Genomic DNA, 17,789 nt, shown 5'->3' on the forward strand with positions numbered 1-17,789 from the left:
GACATCCTCGCCCGGATCGGCGACCACAAGATCAACCGCCTCGACGACCTGCTGCCGTGGAACTGGGTGCCGCTCACTCAGGAGGACAAGGCCGTCGCCTGAGCTGCGGTCCTAACCGGCCGGTTACCAAAGCGTCGGGAATTCCCTCGTAGATGTTGCTCCAGAACTCAAACGGGTCATTATAGGCTGAATAGTGCTGACAATAGATCACACCGTCTGCGAGATTCCTTAGGGAGTATTCCGTCGGACCACAAAACTTTAACAAATCCTGCTTCGATTCTGGCATGCTAGTGCGCCGCCTTCGATTCAGAGAGATTTGATCTCAGGAATAGACAACGAATGAGGCGGGTAGTCAGCCGCTCTGATCTTTGCCCAGGTGTCCGCACGTTTCGCGACTTCTGAAATCTGCTGACCCGGAGCGATCCTGTTGAATTCGGCGTTCACGATCACTGCCCAGTCCCAGAGCAGGTCCCGCAAACCACCCGAAATCCCTTGCCGCATCCATATCTGCTCGAGGTCGAGCCTGTCGCCAAGTCGGTCAGCGACCACCGACACCACGTAGGTGGCGATGTTCACCCATCCCTGGCGGAACACCTCCTTCGCCTCCTTCGTCTTGATCATGCTCTCGATCGCCTTGAACAGTATGACCTTGGCGATCATCGCCCGATACCAGCGGGCATCGAGCGGGCTGGGCACAATGGTTGGATCGTCATCGAGAGCAGCCATGAAGGCCGCGAAGTTCTTCTCGCCAGCCATGGCGACCTGGTTCGGTTTGCAGCGCCACGCTTCGTGGTACTTGGCGATGTCATTCTTGGTCAGCTTGCGTTTCGGCGGGATCATCTCCTTCAGGTTTCGCCTTTTGGCCGGCGTGGTGCCTTCTCTCAGCAGCATGACGTTGTAGGCGCCAGCTGCGCGCTCGTAGAACCATCGCGTCGCACCGTCCGGGCACCAGGTTTCGTTTGCGAGTTTCTCAAGCTCTCGATGGAACGGGCGGTTTGCAGACAGGTCGGACATTTTCACCGCGTTCTGACTGTTCGCGTAGCGGGACACGTTGCTGATCAGTCTCTCGCGCGCTTCATCCTGCGATCCCTTCAGGATGATGATCTTGGCCGGGACCATGACATGGCTGAGATCGATCGTGCGATCATCGCGAGATGAAAAGTAGATGGTCGAGGTCGTCTGGCCGCCGTTCACGATCTGCAGACCCTTCAGAAAGGACAGGCCCAGATTCCCGTCCTCGGTCCGCTCGAAGGCCGCTTCGTCGCAGACAAGCACAAGGCCATTGTTGAAGGCGAGGAAGTGCTCCGGTTCCTTTCGCAGCGTTTCGACGATGCCCTTGTTGACCGCGCGCTTGTTCCCCAGAAAGGTACGAATATTGGCTTCAAGCAACGTCGTCCCGTAGCGCAGATAGAGATCCCGAATGAGCTGCCCGGGAATGGCAGCTAGGGCATACTCGTAGTCAGCGTCCGGGTCTGGAACATGTACGCAGGGAAGCGCCCGACCGATCGACTGGACGAAACTTACGGCCAGTTCGTCTCGCGGTTTGCCCTCGGTATGGCGGAACAGCCTCTCCATATCCATGGCCTCGATGGCCACCATCTTCTGGTGAACCTCTTTGTTCGAGAACCGCTTGGTCTTGGTCTTCCCATCGGTGATCACGAACACACGAAGTCGGTCGATGTCGCCCCAGCGAGAACGAATGGTCGCAACCAGATCCCTGACGGGATGCGTCGGATCGATCCTTGCATCGAGATTGCCGCTTGCCGCTCGAAACAGAAAGCGAACGCCTTCGCTTGCGGTTGCGGTGGCATCCGAGTCCCTGAGATCGTTCAGTTCTTCGGTCCCGAAATAGTGGGTCACGAAGAGGTCTAGAGCCGTTTCATCGGAGCTGAGCGCATAGCCCGTAATGCGGAGTTTCGCGTTGCCGACCTTGCCGCTCCAGTGGCAGACGGTTGGTGACTCGCAAATCCCGGTTTCTGCGACATGCTCCATGACCATTTCTGCAAAAACGAGCTCATCCGAAGGAAATGGGCCTTCGCCAGCCTCTACGCGCTCGGCGATAATGGTCTGCAGGTCGGAACGAAAGTTGCGATGAAATTCGTCGAGGCTCATGTCAATCCAGTCCAAATTCGTTGATCAACTCTGAAAGTCCGATCGAGGGAACTTCGAGCGCGTCGAGGTCGAGCACATAGGCAGCTGAGCGGATAGCAGCTGGAAGCGCAGCGCGCGTGAGACGCGGCATGTCACCTTCCGCGCGGAACGCCCTTGCGTCCTTCAATGTCAGTGTGCGCCCGTAGAGCGCTGCGTGCTCGTCGAGGTACCCCATCACCATGAGCAGAGCTTCGAACCCGCGTTGCACTCCAGCCAGTCCGAACCTCTCTCGGAGCTCAGTCACAAGGCCGACGAGTGAGATCCCATCGGTACTCTCCTCGAAGCGAAAGGCGCACAGTAAGTTGGGCGCCCGGTCACTATCCAGCTGTTCGATGCTGTTGATCCGCGCGAGGAAGCTGCCGGTCCGGACCGTGCTCTTCACCTCTATCGCGCCACCCCGAACGTGGAAGTCCTGTGCAGCCCGCAACGGCCCCTGCCAGCAGTCTAGAGCACCACCTCCAAGGGAGGTTTCCGTGAGCTGCCTGAGCATCCAGAGTTCGCCGAGCAGGCCGATCTGCGCATCGGACGAAAGAGGACGGTGCGTTCGGGCCATGAAAGCCTGCCACTCCCGGACCCGTTCGAGGAAGGCGTCCGCAACGTCGCGGCTCGCGCTATTGGCCGCAGTCTCCAGCGTTCTCAAGACATCCACGACCATTATGGCGAAGATATCAGGTGAGCCCTCTGGTCGCCTCACGAGGGCGATCGCCGTCTTGCCCGCGAATACGGTTTGACCCTCGATGCAGGAGACGTCGAAACCCTTGCCTTCGGGCAGCCGTGCCGGATTGACTGGCCACGATCCGGGAAAAGAGACGATCAGGGCTTCCCGACCGAGCGGAAAGTGACAGCCTGCTTCGACCGAGACGGCGCCCATCCCTGTGAGGTGGACAAATCGCCAGTCTTCCGCCGCTTCTTGGCGCGCGAGAGCTCGCCAGGCACGTGCGATTCCCTCTTCAGTCCACCCACTCATTGAGGCCTCCCCACAGTACGCTGTTGGCGATGTACCTCGAATTGGAGACCCTTCTCTCGGAGTTGCTTGACGGAAAACTGATTGCCCAGGCGACGACGGGATCGGCATCCTTTAGCTCTTCGACCTCGGCACCCTCGGGATCGAGCAGATAGAGCATCAGGAGACCACGCTCCCGGCGCGCCCGGACGCCTGCTTCGGTGTCTCCTTCCCCGAGAATATGACGGATCTGCGGACCTCTCGGCTCTGACGGAGGCTCCTTGCCCTCATTGCGATCTGTATCGTTGCGCCACGTTTTCTGGCTGAGGTCGAGCGCAGCCTTCCATTCTGCTTCCGTCAGATCGATGGCCTGATCGCGAGGCGAGATCAGGGTCTTGATAGAATATCGATCTGCATGTTCGGTCGTTCTCCTCCGCTTCAGCATGTTGACCGAAGAGCCGCCGACCTTGCGGTACTTGTCGTCCGGGCCCGTATCCTTTCCGATCAGCGCAACTGTCCAGCTCGTAAGCTCGCTATCCTTGTTCATCTCCTCGATGAAGTCCGCAATCAGCGGACTCATGATCCGGAAACTGGCAGGGTGGGTTCTGTAATCCCGCAGGAACGAGATGACGCTCAGGGCCGGCACATCTCGCCAAAGGTGACCGTTCCACTTCTGGCCTTGTGGAACGAAATGCTGATCATTCAGATCCGTCGATGGACCGAGTGCGTTGATGAACCGATCCGTGGCCTTGAAGTTCGCCGTGATGTCGTCCTTGCGGTTGGGGAACACGATAGTTTGCAGAAGGTCGCCCGAATAGGTCAGCTGCATCGCTCGAGCGTTTCTCATCTTGGCCCGAGAGGTCACCGTCAGCACCGAATGCGATTTCACTCGCAGACCGAACTGTTTTGGCGTGGCGCCGGCCGCGACCATGTTGTCGAACTCCTGACGCAACTCTTCGGCGGCATCGGCGATATGGCCGAACCACTCCACCATTTCCTGCGACGTGTAGAGGCGGCAGACATCAAGGTAGCCGTCGCGGTAGCCGAACCAGCGCCCCATCTGCATCAGTGTGTCGTACATGCGCGCGGTCCGAAGGAAGTAACTTGTGCAGAGACCCTCCAGCGTCAGACCGCGCGCCAGCTTGTCGCCGCCGATGGCAATCACCTTGAGGCCGGTGCCATCATTGTCGGCGTAGTCGAGTGCGTCCTTGGCCGTGCCGTTTATCTCGCGGACGCGAATGTCGGACAGCACGTCTGGGAGGACGGCGCGAATGTCGGCCCACGAGAAGTCCTCCAGCGCTTCGTCTTCGACGAGGGCGGAACGGATACGCTGCATCCCCGGCAGAAAGGTTTCCTCATACTCCGTGCGCATGGACGCCTCGAGGTTGTCGAGCTCGATGCCGCGTGTGTAGCGGCCCTTAAGATCTCGCACGTACTCTGCGACTTGGTTGACGACAGCATTCTGTACCGAGGTGAAGCGGGTAACGTGGATGAGCATCGAGGAGTGTTTGCTGCCCTGTCCGCGCAGCTTCCTCACGGCACAGGCATAGACGAAGGAGCGGATCGCTTCTGCGAGCGAGTCCGGCACACGGTCCTCCCCCTGCCATCGCGGCCGGTAGCCGTTTTTGTGTCGTGGCGGCATCCACGGCTGGAACTCATCGTCCGAAAGCGGGCGCACCAGAGGCAGGTCTTCTGGCGTGCTGGAAGCTGATCCGAAGACACGGCCCGGTCCGACATAATTCGATGGCGCCGCAAGGCTGGTGATGAAGGCTGCGGGGAAGAGGTCCGGTCCGTGCTCCTGAGTCTCCCCGCGATCATGAATGAAGATGTTCGCAAAGGGTGTAGCCGTGTAACCGACATAGGCCTTCCGCGAGAAATGGTGGAGGATCGACCGGATCAACCTGTTGATCGTCTTGGGCTCGTGTTCGAGATCCGGGTTGCCGAACTCGTCCACGACATCTTCACCGGTGTCGACAGATCCGTGATCGGACTCGTCGTCGATCACCATGAGAGGCAGGTTGGTGACGAGTTTGCGCCCTGTTTCGGGGTCGACGTGATTGGCCACACGGTTGCGGATCCAGTGCAGCAGGCGCTCGAGCACCGTCTTGTTCTTCTTGACCACGAACAACCACGGTCGCTGTTCCGGGCTGATGTTCATCTTCGCGGCAACTGCCGTGTTGAAGTCGCCCTTGTCGCTCCGATTCGTTGCAGCATTGGGACGGACCGACATGTCCTTGTCGATCAGTCCGACCCCCACTGCTGGGAGCTCGTCAGCATCCGCGATGGTGGCAAAACCGAGAAACCCCTCGTCGAGGCGGATCTGGGTCTGTGCTCTAAGGTTGTTGTGCAGGCCGGCGAGCACGATGATGATTTTGTAACCAGCGTCGGCGGCCTTGCAGATCAGTCCAGTATAGTTGCCTGTCTTCCCCGACTGGACGTGGCCCACGACCAGGCCGCGACGATCCCAAGCGCCTTCCCGGGTCGGGTCCTCGAGCTGCGAAAGGACTTCGTCAGTGGCGACATCGAGAGCATCTAGGGCCGTCCAGGGGATGCGCGCTTCCATGTACTCCGAGTAACGCTGCCAATAGGTCCAGCCCTTCTTCCTTTCTGCATCAAGCCAGGCGACATGGTCCTCACCGCTCGACAGGGTGGCGTTCTCGCCCACCGTGCGGCTTGAACGGCGGATCAGCTCGTCAACGAGCGCGTCCCTATCAACAAGGGCGAAATCGTCCTCCATCATGATCGACAGCTTGGTCAGCTCCTTCTCGATCATTTCCGGAGTGACAGGGCTCTGAGCGCGTTCCGCAGCAAGGCGGAGCATGTTCTGGGCCATGGAAAGGATTGAATCGAAGGCCTTCTGGTTTGAAATCGTCATTGCGTGTCTTTCGCTTCAAGGGCTGCAACGAGGTCGAGGTGCCGGTCGAATGGGGGCGTGCGACCGAGCCGCTCGCGTGCCTCGGTCGGGCTGAGCCCGCGGAACTTCACCAGTGCTTCAAACATCGAGGACAGGGTCTCCATCACCTCGTTCTCGGCCGCTCCGATGAAGCCAGTTCTCGGCGTCTCCTTGTCTTCCGCCGTATCCAGCCAGATACGCTGCACGGGCACTGTCTCTTCGATCAGCCTCAGAAGAGCGAGGATGTCGGACTTGAGTGGACCGGCGCGATCGAGGATCGAGGCGACAAGATCATGGTCACGAGCGATCCGGTAAGACGTTCCTTGTGCCGAACGCCGTGCTTGCCATGCTTCGGCGACTGCGTTCGGGCGCGTGCCTGAGGCCGGGGTCACGTGTCCGCGGTGTGCGAAGACCCGCCGCGCCGTGTCGCGTGTTTCTGTTGCGAGACGATGCAGCTGGGATCGCAGACGCACCGGGGGGCTGGCCGTCGATTTCAGGACATTGATCTTCCAATCGGCATCCGCGCTGTTCGGTATGTCGAGCCGAATACGTGCGAGCCTGTGAGCTTCATCGCGCGGCCATGGTTTGCCGCCATCGCCGAGGCCAAGCCACCCCCCAGCGAGAAGGAGACGCTTGTTGCGGTAGACGTAGAAGCCCTCCTGCTGCGTCCATCCCCCGGGCCCCGCCGCCGCTTCCTGCTCGGCAGGTTTGAGCATGTCGCGATGCGGAAGGACGTGGCATTGCACGGTCACACCGGTGGTGTGGAGGATCCGATACTCCGGACTTTCGAGCGCCTTGCCGGGATGGCCGATGAGGTACGGATCCCAAGGCTTCAACCCTCTGCCATTGAGCGAGAGGCGCAGAATAGGCTGTTGGCCATCGATGAGGCGATGGAAGGTCATCGCAAGATGCGCCTCCACGCGATCCGCGAGCTCGATCATGTCGGTGGCCACGAAGCCATCCGTCACGATACGGTCAAGTTTCTCCCAGAGTACGACGGTGCCGTGGGCCATCTGATCCAGCGGCGCGAGCAGATGCTCTGATCCCGGCGCCGGTCCCTCGAAGAGCGGCCAGTCTGCCCCGGGTTCCTGACCGATGAGATCGAGGTCCCAGCGCAGGCAGACGACCGGTCCACCTTCCTTCCGACTGGCGACGGTGAGGCGACGGGCCTGAGAGAAGCTGGCCGTCTTCAAGCCGAGCCCGAAGCGCCCGAGGTCGGTGGCGGCGCGTTCAGCCCTCGGATCGCGAGCGCCAAGACGCATGCCCGCCTCCAGAGCCGCGTCGTCCATGCCGTCACCGTCATCGACGATTCTTACCCAGCTCTCTGGACCGGCCCACTCAAGATGAACGGCGACGTCGCGGGCATTTGCGGCGATGGAATTGTCCACCAGATCGGCAAGTGCGGTGGGAGGCGCATAGCCGAGTCCACGAAGGGACTCGAGCATCGATCCGGCATGAGGAGGAGCATTTCTCACACCCATCCCGTCACATCCCCAACAATTCCTGGAGCCGACGCTTGCGGCCCGGATGGGAAAGTCGATCAAGGCCCTTCGCTTCGATCTGACGAATGCGCTCGCGCGTCACGCCGTAGATCTGACCGATTTCCTCGAGGGTCATGTCGGTCTCGCGCCCTATACCAAAGCGCATCCGGATCACATCAGCCTGACGTTCCGGCAGATCAGCCAGCGCTTCTGTCACGATCCTCTCGGTTTCTGCCTGGTCGAAGACATCCACTTCTGAAGGCTCGGGCAGCAGGTTGTCCCAGTCGTCAAGGCTTGCGGGATATTCGGCTTCACGTGGGATGCCGCGGAACTGTCTGACCTCGTCGATTGCCCATTCCAGCTCTTCGGCAAGATCAAGGTCGGAAACGGCACCGCCGACCCGAACGTCCAGCCTGTCGAGGGCGCGATCAAGTTTGGTGATCTTCTCGTTCCGATGCACCGGGATGCGGATCGCCGCGCCTTCATCAGCGCGCCATCGCATGATGGCCTGTCGCATCCAATAGGTGGCGTAGATGAGGAAGCGATAACCACGTTCGGGATCAAATCGCCTTGTGGAACGCTGCAGACCCATGAACGCGACCTGAAAGACGTCCTCTGGATCCTCGCCTTCCTCCACGTTCCGCGAGGCAAACCGCCGCACGTAAGGCAGGTGCTCGCGGATAAGGTGTTCGGTAGCGGATTCGGAGATCAGGATTTCGGCTTCCAGCTGACTGGCCTCGGCTTGGCACGCTGGGAACTGCTCCAGTCTGCGGACCAACTCCTTTTGGAATGCCAGAGAGAGATCCAATGCCTCGAGCGCAGCAAGTGCCTCTCTTCGTCGTTTGCCGTCCGTTACCCGGCCAGTAGTGTTCCAAGACCTCAGGGCGTCCGCGGCGGCCATTACTTCGGACGTCTCCGCATGGCCCGGTCGCGAGGGAATAATGGTTCTCAGGGAGACCGAGCCGGGGTCTCGCGAACCGTCGCGGATGCGGTCCATGACGTCGAGGATCGTTTCGACGGCGGTCTCGGAGGCCAGGATGCCCAGCTGGAGTTCCTGCTTGGCCCGCATCATTGGCTCCAGCAGTTGCAGCTCTTCTGATTTGTCCATGACGAATCGCTGTGTGCCGGGAAGCCGCGTCCAACGCGTAAGGGCTGCCTCTATCGCGTCAGCAAGGTCATCGGACGATGTGTCTGAGACGGCGTCCCAAATGTCGGCATCATGCCCCGTCGCTTGAGCGAGATCGAAGCCAGCTGCTTCCAGGTTGCGCTGGAGATTGATGCGCAGTTCCTCGAGATCACCATTCCCTTCGCAATGGGCGACCAGGCGGTCGATATCGTCGAGGGAGCACCGACCCTTAGCCAGAATCTCCTCAGCCCAGGTGAAGCAGAGATCTGGGTCGATCGACATCCGCGTGCCGGTCTGGACGACCGCTCGTTTGACCGATTGCCGGCCGCGGTTGCGGACCTGCAGGAAGTCACTCTCTGCACCGTGATCGGCGGCCGCAGCGGCACTGGAGCCGATGCCCTCTCCGGAAATTGGTGCTTGTGAAAGGTCGAGATCCCAATCCCCATCCTCGTCATCCGAAACCACGGGTGACGAACTGACGAGCGCTACGAATGTCCCCGATGCCGTATCGCCGGCGTACTGATCGAAGAATTCCTCTGGTTCTGCCTCAGCTTCGAAAGTCAGCAGGTCATTGAGGTCGTCGACCCTATCCGCTGGCTCCGTCTCCTGAAACACAGGGGCACGATGTTCCGGAACTCTATCGGGCCCGGTGACATTCTCGACCACAAGTGAAACCTCGCGCCCGCCAACCTTCTCCATTTCCGTCTCCGGAGACCCCGCAACAAGCGAAGACAGAAGCTGCGCGGCGAGACCGTGACCTTCGGCAAATGCCACATCCGCAGGTGTCTGTCGGTCGTGGTTCAGTGCGCCGGGTTCGGCGCCGGACCGAATGAAGAGATCGCAGACGGCAAGATTCCCCATGCGCGCCGCAAGGTGGAGGGGCGTGTCCCCCTTCGGATCGGCGGCGTGGAGGCGAGAAGATGCCGCAAATTCGGCAAGCCTCTCGAGCTTCCCTTCGGCGATCAGCCGGATCTCGAAAGGCCCAAGAACATGGCTTTCCGGTTCGCTCGCCGCTTGGTCGCGACTGCCGAGGATGCGGGACAGTCTATCCATGATCTTCATGAATGACCTCCCTGTTGAGAAGCACGATCTGCTGGTCCTGCGGCTTCCTCGCGCCGGGATCAGTATCAAGCCCGAGACGCCTGAGCGCGTAGTACAGCAGCGCGCGCCGGACCTTGATCTTCGCCTTGCCGCCACGCATCCCGTAGTCGAGCGCGATGACCTTGGCCTGGGTTTCGGAAAGGGCGGGGTGGGGCCCGATTTCCAGAGTGGCTTCAGTGTTCCAGTCGTGGTCGTCCGTCGCGGACACATCGCTTTCCCGACACTCTCGAATCTCGAGCATTCGCGAGAGCAGGAAGTCCTTGAAGGCTTTGTCGGTCAGGCAGAACGCCCGTGTGTGCCAACGGAACCCGTCGAACCCGATGGCGTGCGGAGCGATCCAGCGCCAGCGCGGCTCCGGACTGGACAGGGACTGGTACTTCACCTCGATCGCCTCGGACCGGCGTATGGCGCCGACCACGGAGCGGAGCGTCACCGGATTGACGCCGCGCACCGGGGTCGGGGCTGAGGCGTAGGGTGGGAGATCGGCGATCCAAGAGTCCTCGCGGTCGAGGATCCCGTCTGCTACCGACCGAAGCTGGGCGAGGTAGCGGCTTGCGTCGGGTTCGAGGAACCGGGGCTTGAACTCGGGGCCACGGACGTAAGTCCGCGCGCTCTTGTCGTAGAACATGTTGTCGGGTGCGAAGCCGATGTAACGGTTCAGGTCGGTGGACGCCTGGTTCACCGAGACCCCGAACTGGTCCATCAGGTCGCTGCGGTTCACATGTCCCTCCCAGAACAGGCGGAACTCTATGAACTCGAGACGCTGCTCGACTCCCCAGCGAAGTTCGGACCTATCGTTGTCCACCGCGGCCTCCAAGCGCCATGATGCGCATGGTAACTATGCGCGCCCATTTTCTGGGTCTACATCAGGCTAGCCGGGAGATCATCATCTGGCAATGCAAATGCATAACGCAGTTGTGCTTTTGGGGCAGGCAACACGGCCAACGTCGCGAACCTCAATAGACGGCCGTTCTTCTCGTCCCCGGCGGCTCTCAGCACTTCGGCTCGAGCGCCGCGGCGTCTTCGATCCTGCAAATCATGGAAACGGGCGGAGCCTTCAGAAAAAGCGGCTGATATGGCAAGCTAATGTTGGCGCGCGAATTTGTCAGCCGCGAAGCCGCCTACAGCTCGAATATGGATTGCTGGTCTGTCCATATGATCGGGAACGGCTCCAGCAGCTGCGCAAGCGCCACCTCCGGCCTCTGCTTGCCGTCCAGGATCGCTTCAACGATGTCGGGCGCAAGCTGCGTCAACCGCAGGACGCGGGTCATGTAGGAGGGCGCGATGCCCTCCCGTTCGGCCAGTTCGGCGATGGTAGCGAACTCACCCGACTCCAGCATCCGTTTCCAGCGGAACGCGCGAGCCAGTGCCTTGACCAGCGTGTTGTCGGTCCGCCGCGAGTGCGCCGCGCCTTCTGGCAACTGCATCTCCTTCTTCCCGCCGCGCTTCACGATGCGGAACGGGACATGGAGCGTCACAGTCTCCGGGATCGGCGTGCTGCGGTTCATGCGGCCGCCTCGATGCCGCCGGCCAGCATCTCGCGCGCGAGGCTGCCGAGCCCGTCGACGCGCAGCCGGACGTTGAGCCCGTCCGTGCCAATGTCCACGCGCTCGACCAGCAACGCCATGATGCGCGCCTGTTCGGCGGGGAACAGTTCATCCCACAGCGGATCGAGCTGCTGCAGCGCCGCGCGGGCGTCGGCCTCGGTGATTCCGTCGTCCTGCGTCCGCGCCGCTTTCCATGTCCCCGCTACGATCTCGGGCTGGCGGAACACAGCGCGCAGTTGGTGAACCACTGCCGCCTCGATGTCGCCAGCGGGCACGCGGCCGACCGCGCAAGCCCCAGCCCCGTGCTTCAGCACCGTCTGGCTGACATAGTAGCGATAGAGCCGACCACCCTTGCGGGTGTGTGTCGGTGAGAACGCTGCGCCATCGGGCCCGAACAGCAGCCCCTTCAGGAGCGCGGGCGTCTCGGCGCGGGTGCGGGCGGCGCGCTTGCGAGGGCTCTCCTGCAGGATGGCGTGAACGCGGTCCCACGTCTCGCGGTCGATGATCGCATTGTGCTCGCCCGGGTAGCTGTCGCCCTTGTGAACCGCCTCACCGATATACGCGCGGTTGGACAGCATCCGATAGAGGTACTTCTTGTCGATCCGATTGCCGCGCGGCGTGGCAATGCCCCGCGCGCCGACCTCGCGGGCCAGCAGCGTGCAGGAGCCGATTTCGATGAATCGGGCGAAGATCCAGCGCACATGCTCGGAGTTCTCCTCATCGACCAGAAGCTTCCGGTTTTCCACCCTGTAACCGAAGGGCGGCACCCCGCCCATCCACATGCCCTTCTTCCGGCTGGCTGCGACCTTGTCGCGGATGCGCTCTGCAGTGACCTCGCGCTCGAACTGGGCGAACGAGAGCAGGATGTTAAGCGTCAGCCGGCCCATCGACGTGGTCGTGTTGAAGGACTGCGTGACCGAGACGAAAGTCACGCCGTTTCGGTCGAACACCTCGACCAGCTTGGCGAAATCCGCGAGGGACCGGCTGAGGCGGTCGATCTTGTAGACCACCACCACGTCGACCAGCCCGTCCTCGATATCCTCCAGCAGCCGCTTCAATCCGGGCCGCTCCAGCGTGCCGCCCGAGATGCCGCCGTCGTCATACTGATCGCGGACCAGCACCCAGCCCTCTGAGCGCTGGCTGGCGATGTAGGCTTCGCATGCCTCGCGTTGGGCGTGGAGCGAGTTGAACTCCTGCTCCAGCCCTTCCTCGGATGATTTCCGAGTGTAGATCGCGCACCGCAGCTTTCGGACGATCGGCTTCGTCATGTCCGCGCCCTCCGGTTCTTGAGCCCGAAGAACACCCAGCCGTTCCAGCGCGTGCCGGTGATGGCTCGCGCGATGGCCGAGAGCGACTTGTACGGCCGCCCTTGCCACTCGAACCCGTCTGCGGTGACGGTGACGACGTGCTCAACGCCCTGCCACTCGCGGATCAGCCGCGTGCCGGCGATGGGCATGGTGTCGGCGCGGACGCGGCTCTTCTTGCGGTCACCGCCGTCGAGGTCCTCCCCCAGCCGTTCCAGCCGCCGGATGGTCTCGGGCTTCAACCCGCCATAGGCCAGTTCCTGGATGCGATAGGCCAGCCGGCTCTCCAGGTAGCGGCGGTTGAACGGCGGCGGCTCGCTGTCGAACAGATCGCGCCACTGCGCCTTCAGGTCTGCCGTCGAGGCGGCCTTCAGCGCGGCGAGGCGCGCGGGGATGGGATCGTGGGTCGTCATGCGGTTCTCCGGTGAGTTGGAGTTTCATGACGGCATGCGCTCGCCGGAGAGTGTAGGTGAATTTCTCCAGTATCGTCAGAAGGTTCGCCCACTTCCCGCAGTCGAAGTCGGACCAGCCCGAGCGCCAGCAGGCCGCACAACTCGGCGCGGCGCTCGGCGGGGGTCATCTGGTCGGGTGGCAGTGGGTTCGAGCCCAGCCGTGGGTATGTCGGGGCGTTTCGCATGAGGGAAACGCTACCCGCGCACTCTCCGAAAACAATCGGATTCAAAGGCTTATGGGAGTCCCGCGTAAGCCTGCGCAGAGGATGGGAACCGGCGGAGCCTCAGTGACGTGTCGCCGGCGCGACCTGTGCATCGGTGTCTAGAACCAGCGCCGATCTCCAGAGCGGCGTTTTCATGAACACCGCCTCCTCGCAGCGATAGCTGGTCGTTCCCCGCTCCTGCTGCAACAGGCCAGCCCAGCAGAGCGGGCGCAGGACGTGGATGTAGAGCTGGCCCATCACCTCGTCGTAGCGCGGGAGAGGTCCCTTCTCAGGCTCGCCGAAGAATACGCGGCGGAGGTGCGCGCCCGTGGCGCCGTCCTCGGTCTCGACGTTGAGCACGTTCAGGAACACGTCCCAATTGCCCAGGATCGGCGCGTCGTCGAACCGCGACATGCTGGCGTGGTTGATCCGGAACAGGAAGAACGGGACGACCGTGCCGAAAATCCGGCCGGGATGGCCCGTCAGCGCCTGGCCGGTCTTGGTCAGGCGGAACTCACCCTTGTAGTGCCGCCCGAGCTTCATCGCGATCATCAGGTCGTGCAGCACCATGAGCGGGGCGAAGTCAGGCTCGTTCAGCACCTTGTTGACGGCGAAGAGGTCCGCCTCGGTGTGGCCGGGCCAGTCGAACGCGGCCGCGGCCCAGTGCACGAAGACCCGCTTGAAGGCCTTGGACGGCGTCAGGGGGATGCCGCCATGCTCGCCGATCCAGGCGAAGGTCTTCTCCATCCCGCGCACCAGCGGCGAGAACCCCAGCGCCGGATCGGCATCGTCCATCTCCCGCAGCGCGATCACCTCAGATCTCCCGCGCGAACCATCGGATGCGGCCGACGATGTGAATCTCGTCTGCCGTTCTTTCGTATTCAGGATAGTGCTTGTTGTCGGAGATGACGCGCACCGCGGGCGGGTCGCTGTTGGGGATGTGCTCCAGCCGCTTGGCCACCAGTCCCATCCCGTCGTCCAGAACGAAGATGCCGGGCGGGTTGGGGGCGCGACGGGTCATGTCGACCAGCACCGCGTCGCCGCTCAACAGCGTCGGCGCCATGCTGTCGCCTTCGACATGCATGATGCGCAGCTGCGACGGAGTGGCCTTGAGGCTGTTTCGGATCCAGGAGCGGCGGAAATGATAGACCCGGCCGGGCGTGTCGCCGTCCTCGGTCACGACGGCGCCGCCGCCCATCGCGGGGCGCGGGGTGGCGTGGGCGATGGCAACGAAGGCGTCGTCAGGATTGTCCAGGAAGGGGGGCTTCCCCTCCACCTCACCGATGCCATGGATCAGCCAGTCGCGATCCACCTTCAGCACGCGGGCGACCTCGGCCAGCCGGTCTATGCCAGGGCGCGTCGAGCGTCCGCGGAGGATGTCGTAGACGAACGAACGGTTCACGCCGGCCATCTCGGCGACGTGGGCGGGACTGATGCCGAGCTGGTTGGCCCGGGCTCTGAGGCGGTCGGAAAGCGTGTGGTGCTCGGTCATGTCATCCCCACCCAACTGTGGATGAAATAGGATAAAATAGGATTGATCGAAGCCCGTCAAGCGAATAAGAACAGAAGGTAAACATCTTACACGGGAATCGGGGCGGAGGGCAGCGAATGCACATCGACAAATCGTACTTCACGCTTCCCGAGATCCTCGAGCGCTGGCAGATCACGGAAGCGGACCTGATCTACCTTGCGGAAAACGACAAGCTCCGCCTGTCGGTGCGCGTGTTCGGCGTGCCGATCGAGTTCGGCGACATCGAGGAGGACGTGCGAGGCGAGACCTGCCGGGTGCCGTGGGAGCAGAACTACTACAGCGGCCTGCTCGATCTCCATGCCCGTGATGTGTTCCAGCTTTTCCGGTACGGTGAGGTTCATCTCGCGAGTTTTCGGACGCCGAGGGCCGACTACGCGGAGACCTGGGGCGATGCGCAGCCCGTCCTCGTCATGATCGGCGACCTGCTGCTAAGGCGCGATGAACGCGACCGTTTCGAGGTCGAGACCGGGTTCTCGCCCGGCGGACAGCCGATGGAGGAGGCCACCTTCATCCACTCGGCCGACTATCTCGAGGTTCGCTGCAACGGCTGCCGGTTCAAGCTGGGCCCGATCCAGGCGGAGGTCGTGCGCGCGCTGCACGAGGCCGCGCAGGCCGGCGCGCCCTGGCAGAACGGCAAGGCGATCCTGTCGCGCGCCGGCTCGAAGAGCCTGCGCATGGCCGACGTCTTCAAGTCGCAGAAAGACTGGCGGCATCTGATCCGCTCCGACCGGCGCGGCGGCTACCGTCTGAATCTCGACTGACCGATCCCCGTCCGCCCGGTCCCTGTGGGATCGGGAGGGGGACGAGTGAGGGATGGTGGGGGATGACGGCGCCCCGCCAGCGGCCAAGAGCCAGTCCCGCAAGGGCCGTCTGATCCCCCTCCGCATCCCCCGCCAGTCCCCACGACATCCCACACCGTAATTGCGCACTGTCTCCTCAACGACGACACGAGAGGAGACACCGATGCTGCAGAGGCATTGCCTGAACCAGAAGGAGCTGGCCCGGCGCTGGGGGATCTCCCACCGGACGCTGGAACGCTGGCGCTACAGCGGCCAGGGACCGGCCTTTCTCAAACTCGGCGGGCGCGTGCTCTACCGGCTCGCCGACGTCGAAGCCTTCGAGCAGAGCCAGCTTCAGCGTGCCTTGAAGATCAGCGAGGCGGTCGCGCGCGTCGATCATCCGCGCCGCCAGCTGACCGCGGACCCCGCGCGGGCCGCACGGGTATGCTGATGGTCGCCGCCACCCCGATCGGCGCCCGCGTGGCAACGCCGAAGCTCAGCGATGTCGAGCTCTACGCCTGGATTGCGCAGGCCGAAGCCGGCGCCCGGATCGAATATCACCGCGGCTTCCTCGGGATCGACGTCACGCCGGTGATCTCGACCCTGCCGGAGCCCGAGCGCCGCCAGCTTGCCGATCTCGGTCAGGCCGCGCTGGGCGCCTTCGAGAAGGGCCTCGTCCACCTCGTGCAGGAGCGCGCGGGCCCCGATCGCTTCGCTTACATCGCCGTCGCCCGTCCGAGACCCAAAGCCGCCGCCACCTCGCTTTCGGCGCTGCTCCTCGAAGAGCGCGCCGCGTGATGGCCCTGCCATTCCCTTCGAACGGAGACCCCACCATGCCGCATCCCGACAACGCCCCGCATTTCAACGATCTCGAACGTCTCGCCCTAAGCGACATCGCGGCGCTGGCACCCGAGCTGCTGCTGGATCTGCAGACGACGGCGCTCGCCGAGACCGCCCGCGTGAAGCGGCTGCGGGACAGGCTCGAGGCCGGGATCGCGCAGCGTTACGAGGCCGCCGCCACGGCCGAGCGGGCTGCACAGGGCAAGACCAGCGGCACCGTGCGCGTCGAGGACGAAAACGTCGTGATCGTCGCGGACCTGCCGAAAAAGGTCACGTGGGATCAGGACCGGCTCGCCGCCATGGTCGAGCGCATCCGCGCCGCCGGCGACGACCCGACCGAGTATCTCGAGATCGCCTATCGCGTGCCCGAGCGGCGCTTCGGCGCCTGGCCCGCGGCGATGCGCGAGGGCTTCGCGGACGCGCGCAGCGAGACCACCGGCAAACCCGTCTTCCGGCTCGAGACCGGTGACGCGCGGCGGCGGGACGCCCGAGCGGTAACGCCGGGCAGGTTCCCCTTCGGCACCCGGTCACCCCCGCCGCCGCGCACCCTGAACGCAATCCCGGAGAACCCCATGGCCTTCCGCATCATCACCGCCGACGAACGGCTCTCGGCCGCCGAGAACAAGACCTCGCTCGCCATCTTCGGCCCACCCGGCGTCGGCAAGACAACGCTCCTGAAGACGCTGCCCGCCGAGGAGACGGTCTGCCTCGATCTCGAGGCCGGCATGAAGTCGGTACAGGACTGGCGCGGGGACTCGATCCCGGTGCGCAGCTTCACCGATTTCCGAGACCTCGCGGTGCTGATCGGCGGGCACGACCCGGCCCAGCATCCGAAGTCCTGGTACGGCGCCGAGTATCACGCCTGGCTGCAGCAGCAGTACCTTGGCACCGGCATCGAGGACTTCCTCGCCCGGAAGCGGATCGTCTTCGTCGACTCGATCACCGACCTGACGCGGCAGGCCATGGCCTATGCCCGCCAGCAGCCCGAGGCCTTCTCCGAGCGGACCGGCAAACCGGATGTCCGCGGCGCCTACGGGCTTTTGGGCCGCGAGGTGATCCAGGCCCTGAAGCACCTCCAGCACGCGCGCGGCAAGACGGTGATCTTCGTCGGCGTGCTGGAAAAGGTCACCGACGAGTTCGGCACGACGACATGGCAACCGCAGATGGAGGGCACGAAGGCCGGGCGCGAGCTGCCGGGCATCGTCGACCAGGTGGTCTCGATGCAGCTCTTCGGCCGCGACGCCAAGGGCGACTGGACCCTCGATGAGACCTCCGCCGAGCGCCGGCTCGTCTGCCGCTCCGGCAACCCCTGGGGCCTTCCCGCCAAGGACCGCTCCGGTCGTCTCGACACCACGGAGCCGCCCGATCTCGGCGCACTGATCGCGAAGATCGACGGCCGCGCGCCCACCCAATCCGCAATCCCTTCCTGATCCAGACG

At 63.1% G+C, this 17,789-nt stretch carries 15 protein-coding genes; 4 read left to right on the top strand and 11 right to left on the bottom strand.

Annotated features, from left to right (window positions below):
• Positions 1–306 precede the first annotated feature (306 nt).
• From EAT49_RS00005 to EAT49_RS00060, 11 genes are all read right to left on the bottom strand, one after another.
• The gene (locus EAT49_RS00005; RefSeq protein ID WP_123640185.1) at positions 307–2,112 is read right to left on the bottom strand and encodes an AIPR family protein; all 1,806 of its coding nucleotides are present in this window, start codon (positions 2,110–2,112) and stop codon (positions 307–309) included.
• Position 2,113: 1 nt separating this feature from the next.
• Positions 2,114–3,118, bottom strand: a complete 1,005-nt coding sequence (locus EAT49_RS00010; protein ID WP_123640186.1) for a PD-(D/E)XK motif protein — start codon at positions 3,116–3,118, stop codon at positions 2,114–2,116.
• A complete protein-coding gene (locus EAT49_RS00015) occupies positions 3,102–5,969 on the bottom strand; it encodes a Z1 domain-containing protein (protein ID WP_123640187.1) in 2,868 nt (955 codons plus the stop codon). The genes EAT49_RS00010 and EAT49_RS00015 overlap by 17 nt, the downstream gene beginning before the upstream one ends.
• Positions 5,966–7,432 (bottom strand): ATP-binding protein, encoded by a 1,467-nt coding sequence (locus tag EAT49_RS00020; RefSeq protein WP_246003705.1) that lies wholly within the window; start codon positions 7,430–7,432, stop codon positions 5,966–5,968. Before EAT49_RS00020 ends, EAT49_RS00015 begins: the two co-directional genes overlap by 4 nt.
• A gap of 40 nt (positions 7,433–7,472) precedes the next feature.
• Positions 7,473–9,656 carry a sigma-70 family RNA polymerase sigma factor gene (locus tag EAT49_RS00025; protein ID WP_185020588.1) on the bottom strand — a complete coding sequence of 728 codons (2,184 nt, stop codon included), beginning with the start codon at positions 9,654–9,656 and terminating at the stop codon, positions 7,473–7,475.
• On the bottom strand, positions 9,640–10,500 hold the full coding sequence (locus EAT49_RS00030) for a BrxR family helix-turn-helix transcriptional regulator (RefSeq protein ID WP_123640190.1): 861 nt from the start codon (positions 10,498–10,500) through the stop codon (positions 9,640–9,642). The genes EAT49_RS00025 and EAT49_RS00030 overlap by 17 nt, the downstream gene beginning before the upstream one ends.
• Before the next feature lie 316 nt (positions 10,501–10,816).
• Entirely contained in the window at positions 10,817–11,203 is a 387-nt protein-coding gene (locus tag EAT49_RS00035; RefSeq protein WP_123640191.1) for a hypothetical protein, read from the bottom strand.
• The gene (locus EAT49_RS00040; RefSeq protein WP_123640192.1) at positions 11,200–12,510 is read right to left on the bottom strand and encodes a recombinase family protein; all 1,311 of its coding nucleotides are present in this window, start codon (positions 12,508–12,510) and stop codon (positions 11,200–11,202) included. Before EAT49_RS00040 ends, EAT49_RS00035 begins: the two co-directional genes overlap by 4 nt.
• A complete protein-coding gene (locus EAT49_RS00045; protein ID WP_123640193.1) occupies positions 12,507–12,959 on the bottom strand; it encodes a DUF2924 domain-containing protein in 453 nt (150 codons plus the stop codon). Before EAT49_RS00045 ends, EAT49_RS00040 begins: the two co-directional genes overlap by 4 nt.
• Before the next feature lie 323 nt (positions 12,960–13,282).
• Positions 13,283–14,014 carry a hypothetical protein gene (locus EAT49_RS00055; RefSeq protein ID WP_123640195.1) on the bottom strand — a complete coding sequence of 244 codons (732 nt, stop codon included), beginning with the start codon at positions 14,012–14,014 and terminating at the stop codon, positions 13,283–13,285.
• A 1-nt stretch (position 14,015) separates the two neighbouring features.
• On the bottom strand, positions 14,016–14,693 hold the full coding sequence (locus EAT49_RS00060; RefSeq protein ID WP_123640196.1) for a LexA family transcriptional regulator: 678 nt from the start codon (positions 14,691–14,693) through the stop codon (positions 14,016–14,018).
• A gap of 116 nt (positions 14,694–14,809) precedes the next feature.
• Here EAT49_RS00060 and EAT49_RS00065 point away from each other — a divergent pair, with 116 nt between their 5' ends.
• The 4 genes from EAT49_RS00065 to EAT49_RS21475 all read left to right on the top strand — a co-directional run bounded on the left by EAT49_RS00065 (position 14,810) and on the right by EAT49_RS21475 (position 17,781).
• The gene (locus tag EAT49_RS00065) at positions 14,810–15,493 is read left to right on the top strand and encodes a hypothetical protein (protein ID WP_123640197.1); all 684 of its coding nucleotides are present in this window, start codon (positions 14,810–14,812) and stop codon (positions 15,491–15,493) included.
• Positions 15,494–15,695: 202 nt separating this feature from the next.
• Positions 15,696–15,962 (top strand): helix-turn-helix transcriptional regulator, encoded by a 267-nt coding sequence (locus EAT49_RS00070; protein WP_123640198.1) that lies wholly within the window; start codon positions 15,696–15,698, stop codon positions 15,960–15,962.
• Positions 15,962–16,309 carry a hypothetical protein gene (locus EAT49_RS00075; protein WP_246003706.1) on the top strand — a complete coding sequence of 116 codons (348 nt, stop codon included), beginning with the start codon at positions 15,962–15,964 and terminating at the stop codon, positions 16,307–16,309. Before EAT49_RS00070 ends, EAT49_RS00075 begins: the two co-directional genes overlap by 1 nt.
• Positions 16,310–16,344: 35 nt before the next feature.
• The gene (locus EAT49_RS21475) at positions 16,345–17,781 is read left to right on the top strand and encodes an ATP-binding protein (protein WP_246003707.1); all 1,437 of its coding nucleotides are present in this window, start codon (positions 16,345–16,347) and stop codon (positions 17,779–17,781) included.
• Positions 17,782–17,789: the final 8 nt, after the last annotated feature.

It is taken from the genome of Histidinibacterium lentulum, from assembly GCF_003789055.1.
Taxonomy (GTDB): domain Bacteria; phylum Pseudomonadota; class Alphaproteobacteria; order Rhodobacterales; family Rhodobacteraceae; genus Oceanicola; species Oceanicola lentulus.